The following is a 17232-nucleotide window of genomic DNA, read 5'->3' as shown; positions in this document are numbered from 1 at the left end:
TCACCGGTTTTGGATCCGCAAAAGGGCCATCCAGGGGGTTCGGGCGCCTCACAGCCCCGCCTCCCCACGAATCCGGGCGATGGTGTCCGCCACCCGGCTGCGCTCCACTTCGGCGCGGTAGGTCGGGCCGTCGAAGATGATCCACTCGCAGGCATGCTGGATCCGGTCAAAGGCGCGCACGCCCATCGCGTCCTGCAGCTGGCGGCTTGTCAGGTTGCTGGTCATCACCGTCGCCCGGCGGCGGCGGTAGCGGCCGTCGATCACGCGGGTGAACAGCTTGCGCTCCAGTTCGCCGGTCTGGGTGGCCGCAGCGCCCACATCGTCCAGCACCAGCAGGTCCGGGGCCACCAGGTCCTCAATGTGCTCGGCCTGGGTCCGGCTGCGGCGCGAGTAGTCGCTCATCACGTCGTCCACCCAGTCCGCCCAGGTCACCACTAGCGCCGAGTGCCCGGCCTGCAGAGCGTCCTTGGCCAGCAGTACCCCGGCCTGGGTTTTGCCGCGTCCCACCTCGCCCACCAGCACCAGGTTGATGGCGTCTGCCAGCACGTCGCCGATGCTCTCGCCGAAAGCGCGGGCCAGCCGCCAGGAGCCGTGCTCCAGCTGCATGTCGGCCCACTCCTGGTGGAACAGCGTGCCCTCCACGCCAGCCTGCTCGTACTGGGCGGCCAGACGCTCGGTCTGGGCCTGAGCCTCACAGGCCGGGCAGCGCAGCATGCCGCGGTCAGTGACCAGCCAGCCATCCAGGCAGCCGATGGTGCCGCAGGCCGTTTCCGGCAGGTCCACCGGGGCCAGGTCGGTGGGAATCAGCGCGTGGAAGGGGCTGACCGGCGTGGCCAGCTGCAGGTTGGGAGCGGTGTCACTCATGGTTTACCCAGTCCTTTCGGGCGGCAGGGACGGCTGGCGCAGTGGCCAGACCGTCAGCGGCGGGGCGCTGGGCGCGGGCGTGCCAGGCTTCGGCCTTCTGGAAGACCTTGCCGGGCACCAGGTTGTCGAACCCGTAGCGGCGGGAGATCCAGAACTCGTCACCAGCCACTTCGCGGGCAGCGTCGGCCAGCACTGCGGCAGCGCGGTCCACGTCATCGCCGCAGTCGCGGACCAGCTTTTTCACGGCCTTGCGGCGGCCTTCGCTTAGGGATGCCACTTCCGGCAGTGGGCCTCGGTGGGCGTTCCAGACTTCAATCAGCCGGCGGGCCGCACTGGGCTGCGCGCGGCGCGGCGCCGGCGGAACTTCTTCACCTGCAGCGGGCTGGGTGTCCTGAGTGCCCTCGCCGGCGGATGGCTGAACCTGAGAGGTGACGGCCTGCGAGCGTTCGCTCTCCGTGGCCTGCTCAGGTGGGGTGGGGGCGTGCGCCGCCGCGTCAGCGGCGAGGTGTTTTTTTAGTGATGGTTCGTAGTGATGGTTAAATGATGGTTCATGCCCTGACAAATTGTCCGGTGAGGGGTGACAAATTGTCCGGTTGGTTTGGTCAAATTGTCCGGTAGTCCCTGTCAAATTGTCCGGTTGTTCCTGCAAGCGGGCATTTTGCCCGGTTGACTTGCGGACAGATTGTCCGGTTGCAGTTGAGGCCGGATTCAACGCCTCTGCCGGAGCCTGCAGCCAGAGTTCGTCGGTGGTTCTCGAACCGTCCTTGCGGCGGCGCTCCTGGGACCTGATGAAGCCTTTTTCTTCCAGTGCATCGATGTGCCGGCGCACACTGCGCTCGTCTTGACCGGTCATTTTCGCCAGGGTGCCCACGCCAGGAAAGGCCCGGCCCTCGGAATCCGCGAAGTTGGCAATGGCCACCAGCACGAACTTCCGGCCTGCTGGCTTGATGGGCTGCTCGTAGGCCCAGTTGGTGGCATAAATGCTCACGCCGCACCCGCCTTCTGCAGCCGCTGCCGGATGTACTCCAGTCCCTTGGTGGTCACGTAGGTGGTCTGGCTGCTGGCCTGGGTATCACCGCGCATGTACGTCACGGTTCGCAGCACGAAGCGCCCAGCGTCCACATGGCACTGGTAAGGCTCACAGCTCTTGGGAATGATGATGCCCAGCTCACGCAACAGGGCGTACAGCCGGTTCTGACCGATGCCCAGGACCTTGCCTGCTTCGCGCATCAGCATCAGCCCTTCGCTGTCCATCAGGGCGTCATACGCCTCCACCTTGGGTGCAGCCAGGGCCAGCCGCGCTTCCACCTGAGCCTTCTCTTCCAGCGTGTCGGCCAGTTGGCGCAGGGCTTCGGGGTAGCTGGGCAAGGCCGCCGGCGCCGGGGCCAGCTGGTAGCCGCCGGTCTGGCGAATGCTGGGCAGCACTTCAGCCGTCACCCAGCGTTTGAACGCCTTGGCACTGGGGAGCTTCGACTTCAGAATCAGGCTGTACAGTCCCGACTCGTTAATAACGGTTACTTCCTGCTCGCCGGAGGGGGTAACGATTCGTTCACCCCCCCTGTCTTCCTCGTCTACGTGGTCGCGAATGGCCTTCTGAGGGTTGGCATACCCCAGCACTACGGCCACATCCCTACCGATAAACCAGGGCTGGCCTCCCACCACCACCACGCGCACACCCTGGGTGTGAAAGTCGAACTTTTGCAGATTCACAGCAATTCCTTTCCGCCGCCCAGCTTGTGGGCGGTAATCACGAGGGCGGCAAACAGCGAGAGCATCGAAAGAACCATCAGCAACATGTCCAGTGGGGCTGGAGCCTGCTCGATCAGCAGCCCGCTGCCCAGTGCGAGGGCGAGAGCGCGAATCACGACAGCACCCGCCTTTCCGGATAGGCCAGCGCCAGCGCCGCACTCACGCGGGACCGGAACTCCAGCTGCTCGGCAGGCGTAGCGGGGGTGACGGGTGACTGGTTCTTGCCCAGCACCATCACGTGGTTGGGATAGGCCACCACCAGGGCGTAGGGCGATAGGCCCACAGGCGTCGCCTGCAGGACCGTCACGGCATAGAGCAGCGTCATCATTTGCGCCTCCGGGGACGTGGGTAGCGGTTGTCGTAGACCCGCTCCAACTGGCGGGCCTTTTCCTCCAACCGGCGTTCGGTCCGGTCCAGCGCACGCCACAGCAGCGCGCTGCAGACGATGGCGGCCATGACCAGGCCGATCAGGACCAGGGCAGTGAATTCAGGGGTCATGCCGCACCGTCTTTCGCGACAGGCCACAGCCGCAGCCATTGGCCGTCTTTGACCACACTGGTGCCGTCTCCCAGATCCAGCCGCTCAGAGGCGTACAGTCGGCGTAGGGTTCGCCGTGGATCCAACGCCTGGCGGGACGCGTACTCCCCGACCAGCCGTTCCAGGTCAGCCAGGGTAAGTGCCTCGTGCCGAAACGCTTTGGCCCGCATCAGCTCACCACCTGGTAGGGCTGGAACGGCGTGGTGGCCACCATCAGGCAGGCGGGCTGGAACTGACGCCAGACGCCGGACACGGTACGCACCGTAAAGAGGTCGGTCTCGGCGTGGTAGGCCTTGATTACGCACCACGCGGCGTGCAGGTCCAGGCCACCATCCTTGTCGGGGCCATAGACCACGGCGTACAGGCCCACCTGGGCCTGACGGTGGGCTGCATCGGTGTTCGTCATGCCACCCACCCGGTTTCCTCGCGCTCGGCGGCCGCCAGGCCCAAGCGCTGCTCGAAGCGCTCCCGTACCTCGGCGAAGCTGGCCACCACTTTCCGGGGCTTGCGGCTCAGGCCGCGCACTTCCAGCGCCTTCACACCAGGCTTCACGTCGACCACGGCCACCGCGACACCGGCGCCGCGTAGGTCCCAGAGGACATGGTGGGCCAGCCGGACGCTGCCCTGGTCCCACTCGTAGCACTCCATACCGTTGGCCTGCTCGATGGCGGCGACCAGGCTGCCGTACTTGCGGACGCACTCAGGGCCGACTGGGCCGATGAAGGGAATCTCGGTGCCTTGCCCGGTGGGCAGCTCACGCCCGCAGTGGGCGCAGCGGTGCGCGGCCACCTGGCGCTGGGTTTTGGTTCTGGGTTGGGGGTGCTGTATCATCTGTTTGTTCCTTTCCCCCCGCTGAGCCGTCGTTACCGGCCATGACGCGGGGGTGTTTTGTTGTTTAGGCGGGTTTAGAGACGCGGTGCGGAGTAGGGGAGGGCTGGCCGATCAGGGCCTGGGCCAGCGCGGTCTGGGCTTCGGGGCTGCTGATCGCCTGCCCGCTGCCCGTGGTCACGTGGCCCAGGTAGGGGTCGCCATCTCGGCGTAGCCCCTCCATCGCTCGGCGCATGACCACCGCGCCAGCAGCGGCCAGCGCCTTGTCGCCCTTCGGGTTCGGTCCAGGGTGGTGGTGACGGACGACCGGTTTACTTGGCATGGGTGGCTCCTTTTTGGCCTTCTACGTTTTTACTGGTAATTTCAAGCAAAAAAAGCTGTTCAACAGAGACTTCCAATGCCTGGGCGATGGGCAGGGCGATACTCAGCGACACATCGCGCTGGACGCCCTGCTCTTGCTTCTGGATGGTTGCGATTGATACCCCAGCCTGCTCAGAGAGCTGTTGCTGAGTGATCCCTCTGGCTTCGCGGATGCCCTTGAGGCCCGTCAGGTTGTATCTCTTCTCTACCATCGTAAACGTATTTTACGTCTGTGCTGGTATCCTGTCAATACCACTACTCGCATAGCCTTTGATTACCAGGGAACTACTGAAATAGCCTCAGCGTACTAGTAGGGCAATGCTAGGAACGTATTCAATGGCTAGAGGTCGAACCACCACCAAAGTTGTGCCGGAGTGGGCTATAGCGCTCAAATTACGGCGTGTTCAGCTTGGTATCTCCCAAGAGGGGATCGCTGATCTGACAGGTGGTGTTGTCTCGCAGAGCACCATGTCCAGCTTGGAAGTTGGGCGACAACATCTCACCGATCTCGCCTACATGCGCGTCGTTGCCCTCGCCCGCGCCCTGAACTGGACGCTTTCCGACATGCAGCGGGTGACGGGGGTGGACCTGGGGATGACCGAGGCCACCCTGGTCGGCGAAGGCAGCGTAGACGTGTATCCGCTGGCCGCCGCGCTGGACTTCGATACCCCTGGAATGCCGGTGGATCATGTGGCGGTGGCCCCAGGCATCCAGCAGCCCGCCGTGCTGCGAATGGACAGTGAGGAGATGAACGGCACGGGCAGCGCCAGCATTCGCCCAGGCGACCACCTGCACATCGATCTGAGCCTGACCTCCCCAGAGGAAGGCAAGGTCTATGTGGTGCTGGATCAGGACGGGGTGCATGTCCGCCAGTACACCGAGTCCCGGCTTGGGGCCATCTTCCGCGCTGAGAACCATGACTTTGAACCCATCCCTGCGGCGGACGCCCAGGTGGTCGGCCAGGTCGTTGCCGTTGCCCACCCCGTCACACCGCTTCTGAACTGAGCCACTGGAGGTTTCCCCTGTGCTGAACTTTTTTATCCCTCGCCGTTATGCTCCCAGCCGAGCGCCCTTCATCGGTTCCGCCAGTGCTGGAATCCCCCTGGATCCAGAGAGTCCCTTTGCCACGCAGCCGCATGTGCCGATTCCGCTGGGGTTCCGGCGTCACGGCATGTTCGTGGTGCAGGCGGACGGGGACAGCATGACCCTGCCGGATGGGAGTGGGATCACCCACGGGAGCCTGGTGCTGGTGCATGGGCGTGACGTGCTGACCGAGCGGGGCCACTGCTACGCCTTCCGGCTGGACGATGGCACGCTGGTACTGAAGCGGCTGAATCTGTATCAGGGCCGACCAGCGCTGCACAGTGACAACCCGGCGTATGGGCCGCTGCTGCTGGACGCGGGGATCCGCAACCTGGGCCGGGTGTACGCCTACAACGTGGCGGGCCGGGGCTGGGTGTCGAGTGGGTACCGGGGGCTGTAGCCGACGCAAGATTGACAACGCTGAAAGATCCTCGGTGGAAGAATGGTGGGTATGAGAAAACTGATTTTCGCGGCCCTGTTCGCCCTTGCCTCTGCGGCCGCTGCTTGCCCTCAGCAGGAAACTCTCTTCAATGGCTATCAGTTCAAGGAAGGTACGGCGCTGGTAAAGGGGCTAAATCCTTACTGCACGAATGCTGGGCGTGAACTGGCTGACGGATTTCGTCAGGGATATGAGGGCCTCGGCGGCAAGGTCAGTTGGGTCGAAGGCTACCGGGTGGAGTACAGCGGTATTGAGGCTGTCCTTTCTACACTTGAGAAACTGCTCGGCATGCGAGGCTTCAGGTACGTCGATAGTGCCGAGGGCGAATACCAGGTGATCTCAACCTTCGAAAAGGTTGGCGGTAAGAATGAGTATCTCTTCCTGAGCATTGAGCCTACTAACCGCGACATCATTCTCGTCATGGTTGAGGGTGTCTTTCCCCACATGAGTCAGTGAAGCACTGACAGCAAGGAATTTGAGGTAGAGAAATGGCACGCAGGAAGAAAGTAGTCGCCCCCATAGCTGCAGCACCCCGCCCCAAGAAGAAAGCCAAGTGGCCTTGGGTCGTTGGTGGCTTGGTCATTCTCGGTGCAGCGATGGGAGGCGGTGACGAGAACACGGACACCGTCAGCCAGACGGAGATCGCACAGGAAGCCCCTGCTCAGGAAGCGGCTCCCCAGCCCCTAGTATCAGAGGTCCCTGCGGAAGAGACTGAAGCAGCTGAGCCAGCAGAGACTGAGCCTGAAGCCGAAGAGGTAGCCCCGGTAGAAGCGGAGCCTGAAGTAGCGGTCGCGGATGAGCTGCTGGCACTGGGCAATGTACCTGACGCCCTGAATCCGCAGGAGCACAGCACCGAGCAAGACCGGCACTACTACAGCTGGGACCGGCCTAACCTAGGTGAAACCGTGAACATGGTATGGCGTGCCCCGGATGACTGGTGGTTCGAGATAGAGGGGCCAGCCTTCACCGCTGGTGATCTGGGCGACCTGGAACTTGCAGATGGCACGTTCAGCCGGCTGAGTACGGGTCCGCTGGCTGGCGTGCTTGCCCTGGACAATGGACCCATCGTCATGCACCTGCAGACCCAGAAGTACTACGACGCCGAACAGGCGTTGTTCGAGGAATCAAGCGAGACGGTGGCTGAGCCCTTGCCACTGGCCGCTACAGAAGAGGTACCGGCAGAGGTGTACTTTGCAAACTGCTCCGAGGCTGAGGCTGCCGGTTACAGCAACATGACCCCTAGTGACCCTGGCTACCGTCCCAAATTGGACGGGGACAGTGATGGGCTGGCGTGCGAGTCGTGAAAGGGTACAGCCTAGAGTTACGGACCTCTGAGGAAGGAAAGCAGTGCTAGACAAGATCAAGGGGGCCTTCCAGGGCCTGATGCAGGGCATTAACGAAAGCATTGAAGAACGCAAGCGCGCTGAAGAGGAGCGTCAGGAACAGCTGCGGGAGTACGTGCGGCAGCTTCGAGAAGGCAACCTACCCGACGTGCATTCTCAGCTGCTGCTAGACCCGGGTGAGCACTGCTACCTGGAAAGCCCGGCCATGTATACCCGCCAGTTGAAGTCGGGACCGAAGATGGTGAATGGCATGCTGACTGTGACCAATACGCGTGTCATTTTTACGGCGCAGTCGGGCGGCTGGAAGGTGGGCCTCGGCAACGTGCTGGCCGTACAGGGTGAGGGACAGCATTTCAACTTGAAAACAGGAGGCTCCAAAGGCAATGGGCAACTGAGTACCCAGGGCCAATATGCGGGGCTGATCGTTGAATCTGCCGTCAAGCTGCATAAGCGGCTGATGCTGCTGCCACAGGCTGAGCGGGCCAGCAGGAGCATCCCACAGGCAGTCAAGCTGGAAGTCTGGCACCGTGACCATGGCAAGTGCGTCGAGTGCGGCGATACCAACTATCTGGAGTTCGATCACGTCATTCCACACAGCAAGGGCGGGGCGACCAGTGTAGGCAACCTGCAACTGCTCTGTCGGCGCTGCAATCTGGCTAAGGGTGATCGGCTGTGAAGTGGACTGGCTTCGGCACGGGCTGAGGCTGGGCAGTGGGTGGAGATAGGGGGTTGGTGAATGCTAGAGGAACGGAATCCTACACTAAGTGAGCCACAGAAAAACTGGTGGGGACAGTTCCTTGATCTGTCACAGGCTGGACCAAAACGCCGTGGCTGGTCTCTCTTTCTAGCGAATCTAGACTCCGTCTCCGCTCTAGCCACCATCATTCTTACTTGGCGGGCGGTAGAAGAGAAAAGCACTTTGTTCCAGATGCCATACGTCCTGATCACCGTTTTTCTAGGAGTTATTTTTGCGGCTTCGAAAGTATTTAAGATCGGCCTTGACGCTCGCGAGAAGGCTGCCAGCAAGTCGAAGGATGAGCAGATTGAAACTATGAAGGCTGAGCATGAAGTAGAGCTTGAGCAAGCTATTAATGCTGGATGGCTTAATCTACTTGACGACTGGAAAGTCGTGGCCGGTCAACATGAAGCTGCCATAGATAGCCTGCAGAGGCAGATGTCGAGTTCCGGCTCAGTCATTCGAGATAACCCCTTTCCCCAACTTTTAAGGGCAGTTATATCCGTATTTACCGCCTACTACGAGGGTGTAGATGCAAGCTTTACGGCGAATCTGGTGTTACCCGACCAGAACGGGAATTTCTATCTGGTAGCAATTGAGCCAGGTGGCGGCGGGAGGAGTCGCCACCTCCCCCGCCAACTTCCACTTGCGGAAAAGGAGTGGGGATTCTTTTCCGCATTCAGTCAGAGGGCGGTGAACTATGTGGCAGATGTGCGCGAGCATGGCGGCGAGGACAACAGGGGTTATCTCTCAGTAGCGAACCTTCCAATTCTTGACACAAGTGGATGCGTGGTAGGAGTGGTCAACGTTGACAGCCCCTACGAAGGAACTTTTGAATCTCTAGATGATGTGAGGGAGGCATACACTCTCAGCCTGCCGATCATCAGTACCTTGGCCCTCTGCTTGACGGATGAACGGCTGCTCCAAAGTTTCCATAGGCTTAAGGACGAGCTTGATTAAGGGGATTGTCATGAGAAGCCACTACACTGAGTCAAGTTCAATCGATACTAGATGTCCCACCGCTTATGGAAGGAGGAGTCATGAGCAAGCAATCCTATTCGAAAAAGTCCGTCAAGTACACACCTCGCGGCAGCATAGTCACCGTCGAAGGTGCGCATTGCTTGAAGAAGGATCGCAGCGAGCCGGGTGTTACTCCATCCATGAGAGGTGCAGCAAGCCGGGCAGCGAAGTCCATCTTGAAGCAGATGCGCAGTGGGAAAGAGGAAGCGGTCTTAACTCGCTAGCACCTTCATATTTCGAGAGCTGGCTCGCATTGGGCCAGCTTTTTTCCCTTGTTCGATGGGTACTACCATGAACCACCGCATCGCCGTCTATCGCCGCGTCTCCACGGAGGAGCAGACCACCAACCATAGCCTGGAATCCCAGGCCAGCATCTTACGGGCCTTCGCTGACCAGCAGGGTTACACGGTGGCCCGTGACTATGTGGATGGTGGCTGGAGTGGCAGCAGCCGGGAGCGGCCAGCGCTGGAGCAGCTGCTGGCCGACGCCAAAGAGGGCCTGTTCGAGACGGTGCTGATTTACCGCCTGGACCGACTGGCCCGCAGCACCTACCTGGCCTACTCGCTGATTCAGGAATTGGCCGACCTGGGCGTAGGCGTCCGCTCCTACTCCGAGCCGCAGATTGACAGCAGCACGCCTATGGGCAAGGTCTCGCTGGGCGTGACCGCCATCTTCGCCGAGCTGGAACGGGACACCTTCATGCAGCGCAGCCGGGACGGAACCCGCAAGGCTGTGAAGGAAGGCAGGTACGTTGGGGGGATCACCGCTTATGGCTACCAGGCCGAGGACAAGCAGCTGGTGGTCTATGAGCCGGAGGCCGAGATCGTGCGCATGATCTTCAGCTGGGTTGGGGAGCAGGGCTGGAGCACCACCAAAGTGGCCCAGGAGCTGACGCGGTTGAACATCCCCACCAAGTACCGCCGCGATGGCCGTGGCATTCGCGGGAAGGACACGGCGACCTACTGGCGGGCTGGTGGGGTGCTGCGGCTGCTGAAGAACACCACCTACAGGGGCGAGTATCGCTACGGGAAGCGCAACACCAAAGGCCCCAATGGCAAGGACGTCATCAGCGTGCCCTGCCCGGCCATCGTCACCCCGGAACTGTGGGACGCGGCGCAGGCCACCTTGCAGCGAAACGCCCTGACCGCCACCCGCAATGCCAAACACACCTATATGCTCAAGAGTCTGATCAAGTGTGGGGGCTGTGGCTGCACTTACATCGGAACCAGGGGCAAGAAGTGGCAGGGGTACGCCTGCTCAGGCCGCTCGGAGCGCAGCGGTAAGGAGCAGGCGGCCCGCTGCCGCAATCCTGGCCTGGCTATGCGGGACATTGAGGGTGAGATCTGGCAGCACATCTGTGAGCTGCTCAGTGCCCCGGAGCGGCATCTGGAGCAGCGTCCCCTAACCCTGATCCCGGCTGAGCTGCCGCTGGCCCGCACCGCCCTGGCTGAGTCACGGGAAAGCCGTAAGCGACTGACCGACCTCTACCTAGACCCAAATGGTCCACTGAGCAAGGCCGAATATCTGGAGCGCCTCGCCGGACTGGACACGCAGATCGCCGAACTTGAAAGCCGCATCAGTCAGCTGAGCGATACTGCGGCGCAGGAGCAGGCCTACCAGCAGCAGGCTGAGGAGCTGCGCGCCCTGGCACAGCGCTATCAGGGCGAGCTGGACACCGCCGATGACGGGCTACGGCAAACGCTAGCGCACCACCTGGTGCAGCGTATTACGGTGGGGGCTGACGGTGGGGTAGACGTGGAGTGGGTGATTTAGGGGTTGTCCACAGGGGGTGTGGATAAGGTGCTAGGCGTCGTTGGATTGATCTGCACAGGGGCAAGGATTCATGGCGGCGATCAGCTGAAAGTTGGCTGGGTATTCCACCGAGGCGCGGGCGCGTGAGATCGTGACTCGCCCATCTTCCAGAGGTTGACGGAGGGTCTCCAGGGCCTTGCGTGAGAACTCCGGAAATTCGTCCAGAAACAGCACGCCCCGGTGCGCCAGGCTGACCTCGCCCGGCCGGGGTACACTGCCGCCGCCGATCAGGCCTGCGTCCGAAACGGTGTGGTGGGGGCTGCGGTAAGGTGGCGTTCCGCTGAGGCCCATGCCGCGCGTCAGCAGCCCCGCCGCCGAGTGGATGCGGATCACTTCCAGTGCCTCTGCGCGGGTCAGCGGGGGCAGCAGTCCTGCGGCGCGGCGGGCCAGCATCGTCTTGCCGCTGCCGGGGCTGCCGACCATCAATAAGTTATGGCCGCCCGCAACGGCAATTTCAAGCGCCCGTTTGGCGGCCGCCTGACCCTTGACATCGGCCAGGTCGGGAGCGGCAGTGGGGTCCCGTGCAGGGACTGAGGCTGGTGTCTGAGGCAAGATGGCCTGTCCGCTTAGGTGACGCATGGCGTCCAGCAACGTCCCCGCCCCGTACACTGGAACCTCAATCAAGGCGGCCTCGGCAGCGTTGCCTGCGGGAACCAGCACCGGCAGGTTCAGGTCTGCTCCCAACAGGGCCAGATTCACCCCCCCCGCCACTGGGCGCAGGGAACCGTCCAGCGCCAGTTCGCCTGCGCAGAGGACTTCACGCAGCGCCGTCAGGGGCAGCAACTCCTGCGCGGCCAGGACGCCCAGCGCAATCGGCAGGTCGTAGAGCGGGCCTTCTTTACGCAGGTCTGCTGGGGCCAGGTTGACGGTAATCCGTGCCGCCGGAAAGGGCAGGCCTGAATTGCGGACGGCTGCCCGCACCCGCTCGCGTGCCTCACTGACCGCCTGATCCGGCAGGCCCACCACCATAAAAGACGGCAGACCTGGCGAGACATCCACCTCAACCTCAACGGGCACCGCATCTACCCCGATCAAGGCGGCGCTGCGAACACGGGCTAACACTGGCGGCCTCGGCAACTGCGGGTCATGTTAGGCAGTGTATACGCCGCATGCAAAAGTTCAGCTGCGGTTTTGCGTGGCGGTCTGGGTGGGCGTTGCTGCCGGGGCGTCGGCGGTGGGTGTCTCGACCACTGGGTTGACCGCCATATCTGAGGCGCGGGCCGGTGCAGGTTGCGGCTGGGCGTCCGGTGCGGCGCTGTATACGGTCTGGTGAACTTCTGGTTGAGCCTGCACTGTCGGCATCGGGGTCTGTGTCGCTGGCACCTGTGCGGGCTGGGCCTGGGGCGCCGCTGGGCGGGCGGGTTCTTCTTTCAGACTGCCTTCCAACTCATCTTTAAGGCCCTGGGTGCCCCGCCGAAATTCACGGATGCCTTTGCCCAGGCTCTTGCCCAGTTCAGGCAATTTGGCCGGACCAAACAGAATCAGGGCGGCAACAAGAATCAGCAGAATTTCACCGGGACCGAGGTTCATAACGTTCAGTCTAGGCGTTAAATGTTCAGGAGCGGTGAAGTCCAAGTCAGCTTCAGCCCCGATCAGCTTCGGCTGGGCCTGCTCTAAACTGCGAGACACATGGACCCCGTCAGCCTCGTCTTTATCTTGCTTGGCGCCTTGCTGGTGCTGTTTTCTACCGAGTGGCTGTCGGTGGACGTCACGGCCCTGCTCCTGATCGCCGCACTGATGCTGAGTGGGCTGTTGTCCCCCGAAGAAGCGCTAGCAGGCTTCGGAGACGCCACCGTGCTGACGCTCGCAGCCCTCTTTATCCTGGCGCAGATCCTGGTCCGGAGCGGGGTGATTCGTGCGCTGGTGGGCGTGCTGGCAGGGCCGGGGGGGCGCAGGCCGGGTCGTTCTTCCGAAGGCAGTGGGCGCGGCCTGATTCAGCGCCTCCTGAGCGGGGTTACGGCGGTCAGTACCGTGACCAGCAATACGGCGACCACCGCCGTCTTCTTGCCGGTGATGTACGCCCTGTCCCGCCGCACCGGTGAACATGTCGGGCGGGTCATGATGCCGCTGGCTTTTGCGTCCATTCTGGGTGGATCCATCACCTTGATCGGGACCAGTACCAACTTGGTGGTGTCGGGGTTCTTGCCGCAACTTGGTCTGGAGCCGCTGGGCTTTTTCGAGTTGGCCTGGGTGGGGGTCCCGCTGGCGGTGGCCGGGTTGCTGTACCTCTTTTTCGTGGCGCCCCGGCTGCTGCCGACCCGCGAATCCGAAATGGAGCAGCAGGTGCGCGCCTACATCTCCGATCTGACGGTGGCACCTGACAGTCCGCTGGTGGGGCAGACCCTGGCGCAGTCGCGTCTGGGCAGTGATTATGGATTGATGGTGGTGGTGGTGCGGCGGGGCGAGCGCACCATTTACGCGCCGGAAGCGTCTTTCCGTATAGAGCTGGGGGACACTTTGGCCCTGGAAAGCGATTCGGAGGGGCTGCTGGCGGCCCAGGATGCGCTGGGCCTGGTCAGCCGCTCGGCAGAAAAGTTGTCGCTGAGTGGCCTGGAATCCGAGGTGCGACTGGTTGAAACGGTGGTGATGCCCGGCAACGAGCTGATCGGGCGCACCCTGCGCGAGGCCCGCTTTCGTGAGCGCTATGGCCTGAGTGTCCTGGCGCTGCACCGCCGCGAAAAAACTGTAGAGCGACTCGGGGGCTTGCGGGTACGGGTGGGCGACGTGTTGCTGATTCAGGGGCCTGAAACACGTCTGCGTGGTCTGGGCGACGCTTTTGCGGTGTTGGCCGACCTGACCGAGCAGCAACCGGACGGCTCACGCGCGCCGCTGGCCGCCCTGCTGTTCGTGGGGGCGCTGGTGCTGGCGGCCACCGGGCTGGTGCCGCTGGTGGTGGCCCTGATCAGCGCGGTGGCCCTGGCGCTGGCGCTACGTTTGATCAGCCCTGCCGAGGCTTACCGGTCTATTGAGTGGCCGGTGTTGGTGCTGGTGGCGGCCATGCTGGCCTTCGGCGCGGCCTTTCAGAGCAGTGGGGCCGCAGAGCAGGTTGCCGGTTGGCTGGCGGGAACCCTGGAGCCACTGGGCGGGCTGGGGGCGCTGGCCGGGGTGTATCTCTTTACGGTGCTGTTGACCCAGCCCATGAGCAACCAGGCCGCGGCCCTGGTGATGTTGCCGCTGGCGGTAGGTGTGGCGGGCGCACTGGGTTATGATCCCCGGCCCTTCGCCGTCACGGTGGCCCTGGCCGCCAGTAACTCTTTCCTGACGCCGCTGGAGCCGAGCTGCATGTTGGTGTACGGCCCCGGCCATTACCGCTTTGCCGACTTTGTGCGGGTAGGCGGCGGACTGACACTGCTGACCTTCGTGCTGACCATGTTGATTGTGCCGCTGGTCTGGCCCCTCACCTCCTGACGCCCAGGCCAGGCTGATGGACTTCTGACGGCCAGCTCAGCCTTTTCACAGCGCACTCACAGGCTGGTTCATCCAGTCTTGATGAATTGTGGCAAACTGGGCTTTATGCGAACCCATACGCTGATGTTGACGCTGGCGCTCGGTGCTTTTGCCCCGGCACTGGCCCAGACGGCACCCACCGCCGCCCCCACGGTCGCTCAGCCTGCCGGAACCGTCTCCGAAGTTGTTGTGAACGGTACCACCGAGCTGCTGGCCAACTTTGTGCGTGCCACGCTGAATGTTCAGCCGGGCGCTCCGGTAGCCAGCGTAGACTTGGAAGCGGTCCGCCAGGGTGTGTTGAACTCCGGCTACTTCTCCAGTGCCACGGCCCGTGTCGAGCAGCGTGAAGGCCGCGACGTACTGGTCATTGACGTGGTCCCCAATGCCACCATCGGCAGCGTGGACGCAACGGGCCTGACCTTCTTGCCGGCCGAAGCTTTTAAAAAGAGCATCGCCGATCTGCTGAACATTGCCCCCGGAGCAGCGCTCAATACCGCCCGCCTGGAGCAGGCCAAGGCTGCGCTGCTGGACAACTACCGCTCGGAAGGCTATCCCTTTGAGCCGAAAGTGACTGTGCAGACCGCGCCCGCCAACGACGGCACCGTGACGGTTCGCTTCTTGGTGGATGAAACCGCCCCGATCAGCTCGGTGCGCATTCAAGGTGTCACCCTGCTGGACCGTGCCCAGGTGGAAAATATCTTCCGCCCCTTGCAGCAGTCAGGCCGCTTTACCCCCGAAAGCTATTACCGCGCTGTGGCGCAGGTGCAGGCACTCTACGAAGAGGCTGGATACCTGTATTCCGGCGTGCGGGTGGACCGCACCAGTCTGGAAAACGGCCTGTTGACCATTCAAGTGGTTGAGGGCCGTGTCGCGCAGCTGGATACCAGCAACCTGGGCCAAGTGGACCCGGCGCTGGTCGGCAGTCTGCGGACCCGCACTGGCCAGCCCATCCGTGCCCAGGACCTCCAAGAAGACGTACGCACTCTGTCCAATCAGACTGGCAAGCCCGTGGGCTTTGCGCTGCAGGCCAATCCTCAGAACCTGAGTGAAGTGGTGGTTTACTTTGGTAGCGCCAACGTGGTCACAGCTCCGATCCAGAGCATCGAGATCCGGGGCAATACCCAGCTGTCTACCGAGCAGTTGCGCACGGCCCTGACCATCAAGGAAGGCGACGTGTTCAGCCCGCAGCTGGCGCAGGACAACTTCGTCAAGATGCGTGACCTGTACCGTGCCCAGGGCTACGAGATCAGCACCCGTGACGCGGTGCAGTTCGAAGATGGCGTGCTGGCCTTCAATATCCGTGAAGTGAAGCTGGCTGGCTACGAGCTGAACTGGCAGGGCGAGCACCGCACCGAGGACCGCGTGATTCTGCGTGAACTGCCCCAACCCGGTGAGCTGTTCAATGCCAACGAGCTGCGCGAGAGTCTGGCCCGCATCAGCCGCCTGGGCTATGTCCAGCTGGTGGGCCAGGAAACCCGCGTGGACCCCCAGAACCCTGAAGCCCTGACCTATGTGCTGACCGTCGCCGAGGCCGACGTAGGCATTCCTGTGCAGCTGGGCCTGGGCTACGACAGCCTGGCCGGTGGCTGGAGCGGTGAAGCAGGCTACTCCAACCCCAACGTGTTCGGGCTGGGCCACTACGGTGCCATCAACCTGGGTGCTCAGCAAAACGACGCGGGCCAGAACTGGTATGGCAGCGCGCAGTACACCATTCCCTGGTTGGACCTGGATTTCCTGGACTTCCGCGAGAACCGCACCAGCCTGAGTACCACCATCTCCAGCACGGTCGGCGGCAACCAGGCCATCTTCGTTGAGCGTGGTAACCCGGAAGGAAGTGGCGAGGTCAAGCAAGACACCGGGCGTGATTACACGGTTCGCAGCAACTCCTTTGGAGTAGATCTCAGTCGCCGCTTCACCGATCAGATCTCCGCAGGTGTGGGCGTAGGCGTCAGCCAGCGGACTTTCTTCCTAGAAGACAAGATCCGTGACACCGATGTCCGTAGCCCTTACCGGGTTGAGGGTGATACCCAGTACTGGATCACCTGCTCGGATGAGCCTGTGACCGTCGACAAGAACGACACCGCCCGCATTGAGGAACTGCGCCGCCCCTGCGCCCTGACCGATGCCGAGGCCGCCGAGCTGCTGCCCGAAAAGAGCCTGACCACCAGCGTTTCGGGCCGCGTGAACTATGACGACGCCAACTCCTTTACTTTCCCAACCGATGGGGTACGCGCCGACGTGAGTGGCTCGTACAACTTCGGCGTGGTCGGAAGCGACCCTGTGAGCTGGTTCGAACTGGAAAGCGGAGCGCGCACCTACTTCGGCTTCGGTGAGACGGTTGAGCGTGCCAGCGGCGAAACCACTCCCAATCAGGCTGTGGCTGTGCGGGCCAACGCTGGTACGTTGGTCGGGAATGCTCCCGAAGGCACCGGCTTCCGCGTGGGCGGTGGCGGCAGCAGCACCTACTCGCGCCAGCTGCGCGGGATTGAGAACGGTTCGCTGTTTGGCAGCAACTACCTGACCGCCTCGGCGGAGTACCGCCGTGACCTGGGTCTCAACCTCGGCCCGGCTCAGGGTGTCTACGGCGTACTGTTCGCTGATGCCGGTGACGCCTGGGGCGCTGAAGAAGACTTCAACTTGAACTACGGCTTCGGTGCCGGCGTACAGGTTGACCTGGGCTTTGGCGGTACCCAGCTGCCCTCGGTCCGCTTCGACTACGGCTACAATCCCCAGACCAGCAACGGCCAGTTCTACTTCCGCCTGGGGAACTTCTGGTAACCGACTTGCCGAGCAGCGCGAGTAACGGCGAAGGGCCGACCCTGAGCCACGCTCGCTTGCTGTGACTTCTGGTCATCAGCCACGAGCCGGAGGCGAGTGGACGAGCGAGAGCGAGGATTGACCTGGGGCCGCCCCCAGGTCTTTTTCGCATCTGAAAGACTTCTGGTTATCGGAGGCGAGGCCTAAGCCGAGCCACGAACCGGAGCAAGGATTGACCCACCCCTGGGTCTTTGCCG

The 17232-nt window shown here is 62.7% G+C and carries 22 protein-coding genes; 9 read left to right on the top strand and 13 right to left on the bottom strand.

Features of this window, described 5'->3' with window-relative positions; genetic code table 11:
* Nucleotides 1-48: 48 nt before the first annotated feature.
* The 11 genes from LMT64_RS06910 to LMT64_RS06860 form a co-directional block, all read right to left on the bottom strand.
* Complete coding sequence (locus LMT64_RS06910) at nt 49-864, bottom strand: ATP-binding protein (RefSeq protein ID WP_126351499.1); 816 nt, start codon at nt 862-864, stop codon at nt 49-51.
* A complete protein-coding gene (locus LMT64_RS06905) occupies nt 857-1852 on the bottom strand; it encodes a helix-turn-helix domain-containing protein (RefSeq protein ID WP_126351498.1) in 996 nt (331 codons plus the stop codon). The genes LMT64_RS06910 and LMT64_RS06905 overlap by 8 nt, the downstream gene beginning before the upstream one ends.
* Nucleotides 1849-2574 carry a BRO family protein gene (locus LMT64_RS06900; protein ID WP_170165934.1) on the bottom strand — a complete coding sequence of 242 codons (726 nt, stop codon included), beginning with the start codon at nt 2572-2574 and terminating at the stop codon, nt 1849-1851. Before LMT64_RS06900 ends, LMT64_RS06905 begins: the two co-directional genes overlap by 4 nt.
* On the bottom strand, nt 2571-2729 hold the full coding sequence (locus LMT64_RS06895) for a hypothetical protein (RefSeq protein ID WP_170165933.1): 159 nt from the start codon (nt 2727-2729) through the stop codon (nt 2571-2573). The genes LMT64_RS06900 and LMT64_RS06895 overlap by 4 nt, the downstream gene beginning before the upstream one ends.
* The gene (locus LMT64_RS06890) at nt 2726-2938 is read right to left on the bottom strand and encodes a hypothetical protein (RefSeq protein WP_148103221.1); all 213 of its coding nucleotides are present in this window, start codon (nt 2936-2938) and stop codon (nt 2726-2728) included. Before LMT64_RS06890 ends, LMT64_RS06895 begins: the two co-directional genes overlap by 4 nt.
* Complete coding sequence (locus LMT64_RS06885; protein WP_170165932.1) at nt 2938-3111, bottom strand: hypothetical protein; 174 nt, start codon at nt 3109-3111, stop codon at nt 2938-2940. The genes LMT64_RS06890 and LMT64_RS06885 overlap by 1 nt, the downstream gene beginning before the upstream one ends.
* A complete protein-coding gene (locus LMT64_RS06880; protein WP_126351495.1) occupies nt 3108-3320 on the bottom strand; it encodes a hypothetical protein in 213 nt (70 codons plus the stop codon). Before LMT64_RS06880 ends, LMT64_RS06885 begins: the two co-directional genes overlap by 4 nt.
* Nucleotides 3320-3556 (bottom strand): hypothetical protein, encoded by a 237-nt coding sequence (locus LMT64_RS06875; RefSeq protein ID WP_126351494.1) that lies wholly within the window; start codon nt 3554-3556, stop codon nt 3320-3322. Before LMT64_RS06875 ends, LMT64_RS06880 begins: the two co-directional genes overlap by 1 nt.
* Entirely contained in the window at nt 3553-3981 is a 429-nt protein-coding gene (locus LMT64_RS06870; RefSeq protein ID WP_126351493.1) for a hypothetical protein, read from the bottom strand. The genes LMT64_RS06875 and LMT64_RS06870 overlap by 4 nt, the downstream gene beginning before the upstream one ends.
* A gap of 64 nt (nt 3982-4045) precedes the next feature.
* Nucleotides 4046-4300, bottom strand: a complete 255-nt coding sequence (locus LMT64_RS06865; RefSeq protein WP_126351492.1) for a hypothetical protein — start codon at nt 4298-4300, stop codon at nt 4046-4048.
* Nucleotides 4290-4550 (bottom strand): helix-turn-helix transcriptional regulator, encoded by a 261-nt coding sequence (locus tag LMT64_RS06860; protein WP_126351491.1) that lies wholly within the window; start codon nt 4548-4550, stop codon nt 4290-4292. The genes LMT64_RS06865 and LMT64_RS06860 overlap by 11 nt, the downstream gene beginning before the upstream one ends.
* 124 nt (nt 4551-4674) lie before the next feature.
* Here LMT64_RS06860 and LMT64_RS06855 point away from each other — a divergent pair, with 124 nt between their 5' ends.
* From LMT64_RS06855 to LMT64_RS06825, 7 genes are all read left to right on the top strand, one after another.
* Nucleotides 4675-5343: a LexA family transcriptional regulator gene (locus LMT64_RS06855; RefSeq protein WP_170165931.1), complete on the top strand. Its 669-nt coding sequence runs from the start codon at nt 4675-4677 to the stop codon at nt 5341-5343.
* Nucleotides 5344-5362: 19 nt separating this feature from the next.
* Nucleotides 5363-5821 carry a S24 family peptidase gene (locus LMT64_RS06850; protein ID WP_229253098.1) on the top strand — a complete coding sequence of 153 codons (459 nt, stop codon included), beginning with the start codon at nt 5363-5365 and terminating at the stop codon, nt 5819-5821.
* A gap of 51 nt (nt 5822-5872) precedes the next feature.
* Entirely contained in the window at nt 5873-6316 is a 444-nt protein-coding gene (locus LMT64_RS06845; protein WP_229253097.1) for a hypothetical protein, read from the top strand.
* 32 nt (nt 6317-6348) lie between these two features.
* The gene (locus LMT64_RS06840) at nt 6349-7164 is read left to right on the top strand and encodes an excalibur calcium-binding domain-containing protein (protein WP_126351487.1); all 816 of its coding nucleotides are present in this window, start codon (nt 6349-6351) and stop codon (nt 7162-7164) included.
* Between the two features lie 43 nt (nt 7165-7207).
* Entirely contained in the window at nt 7208-7879 is a 672-nt protein-coding gene (locus LMT64_RS06835; RefSeq protein ID WP_126351486.1) for an HNH endonuclease, read from the top strand.
* Between the two features lie 60 nt (nt 7880-7939).
* Nucleotides 7940-8899, top strand: coding sequence for a hypothetical protein (locus LMT64_RS06830; protein WP_126351485.1), 960 nt, complete (start codon nt 7940-7942; stop codon nt 8897-8899).
* Between the two features lie 351 nt (nt 8900-9250).
* Entirely contained in the window at nt 9251-10732 is a 1482-nt protein-coding gene (locus LMT64_RS06825) for a recombinase family protein (protein ID WP_126351483.1), read from the top strand.
* A gap of 30 nt (nt 10733-10762) precedes the next feature.
* On the opposite strand, the gene LMT64_RS06820 is transcribed toward LMT64_RS06825, so the two are convergent.
* Nucleotides 10763-11833 carry a YifB family Mg chelatase-like AAA ATPase gene (locus LMT64_RS06820; RefSeq protein WP_126351482.1) on the bottom strand — a complete coding sequence of 357 codons (1071 nt, stop codon included), beginning with the start codon at nt 11831-11833 and terminating at the stop codon, nt 10763-10765.
* Between the two features lie 57 nt (nt 11834-11890).
* Nucleotides 11891-12301, bottom strand: coding sequence for a twin-arginine translocase TatA/TatE family subunit (tatA, locus tag LMT64_RS14230; protein WP_126351481.1), 411 nt, complete (start codon nt 12299-12301; stop codon nt 11891-11893).
* A gap of 99 nt (nt 12302-12400) precedes the next feature.
* Between tatA and LMT64_RS06810 the strand changes: the two genes are divergently transcribed.
* The gene (locus tag LMT64_RS06810; protein WP_126351480.1) at nt 12401-14179 is read left to right on the top strand and encodes an SLC13 family permease; all 1779 of its coding nucleotides are present in this window, start codon (nt 12401-12403) and stop codon (nt 14177-14179) included.
* Between the two features lie 105 nt (nt 14180-14284).
* Nucleotides 14285-16996 carry a BamA/OMP85 family outer membrane protein gene (locus tag LMT64_RS06805; protein ID WP_126351479.1) on the top strand — a complete coding sequence of 904 codons (2712 nt, stop codon included), beginning with the start codon at nt 14285-14287 and terminating at the stop codon, nt 16994-16996.
* Nucleotides 16997-17232: the final 236 nt, after the last annotated feature.

The sequence above is a fragment of the Deinococcus radiophilus genome (assembly GCF_020889625.1).
Lineage (GTDB): Bacteria > Deinococcota > Deinococci > Deinococcales > Deinococcaceae > Deinococcus > Deinococcus radiophilus.
The sequence above is the reverse complement of the archived record's forward strand: the minus strand, read 5'-3'. Positions and strand labels throughout refer to the sequence as shown.

Bases quoted from the DNA above. Each gene is read 5' to 3' on its own strand.
- LMT64_RS06910 (WP_126351499.1), bottom strand. From the start codon at position 864: ATGAGTGACACCGCTCCCAACCTGCAGCTGGCCACGCCGGTCAGCCCC.
- LMT64_RS06890 (WP_148103221.1), bottom strand. From the start codon at position 2,938: ATGACGCTGCTCTATGCCGTGACGGTCCTGCAGGCGACGCCTGTGGGC.
- LMT64_RS06885 (WP_170165932.1), bottom strand. From the start codon at position 3,111: ATGACCCCTGAATTCACTGCCCTGGTCCTGATCGGCCTGGTCATGGCC.
- LMT64_RS06880 (WP_126351495.1), bottom strand. From the start codon at position 3,320: ATGCGGGCCAAAGCGTTTCGGCACGAGGCACTTACCCTGGCTGACCTG.
- LMT64_RS06875 (WP_126351494.1), bottom strand. From the start codon at position 3,556: ATGACGAACACCGATGCAGCCCACCGTCAGGCCCAGGTGGGCCTGTAC.
- LMT64_RS06870 (WP_126351493.1), bottom strand. From the start codon at position 3,981: ATGATACAGCACCCCCAACCCAGAACCAAAACCCAGCGCCAGGTGGCC.
- LMT64_RS06865 (WP_126351492.1), bottom strand. From the start codon at position 4,300: ATGCCAAGTAAACCGGTCGTCCGTCACCACCACCCTGGACCGAACCCG.
- LMT64_RS06860 (WP_126351491.1), bottom strand. From the start codon at position 4,550: ATGGTAGAGAAGAGATACAACCTGACGGGCCTCAAGGGCATCCGCGAA.
- LMT64_RS06855 (WP_170165931.1), top strand. From the start codon at position 4,675: ATGGCTAGAGGTCGAACCACCACCAAAGTTGTGCCGGAGTGGGCTATA.
- LMT64_RS06845 (WP_229253097.1), top strand. From the start codon at position 5,873: ATGAGAAAACTGATTTTCGCGGCCCTGTTCGCCCTTGCCTCTGCGGCC.
- LMT64_RS06840 (WP_126351487.1), top strand. From the start codon at position 6,349: ATGGCACGCAGGAAGAAAGTAGTCGCCCCCATAGCTGCAGCACCCCGC.
- LMT64_RS06830 (WP_126351485.1), top strand. From the start codon at position 7,940: ATGCTAGAGGAACGGAATCCTACACTAAGTGAGCCACAGAAAAACTGG.
- LMT64_RS06825 (WP_126351483.1), top strand. From the start codon at position 9,251: ATGAACCACCGCATCGCCGTCTATCGCCGCGTCTCCACGGAGGAGCAG.
- tatA (WP_126351481.1), bottom strand. From the start codon at position 12,301: ATGAACCTCGGTCCCGGTGAAATTCTGCTGATTCTTGTTGCCGCCCTG.
- LMT64_RS06810 (WP_126351480.1), top strand. From the start codon at position 12,401: ATGGACCCCGTCAGCCTCGTCTTTATCTTGCTTGGCGCCTTGCTGGTG.
- LMT64_RS06805 (WP_126351479.1), top strand. From the start codon at position 14,285: ATGCGAACCCATACGCTGATGTTGACGCTGGCGCTCGGTGCTTTTGCC.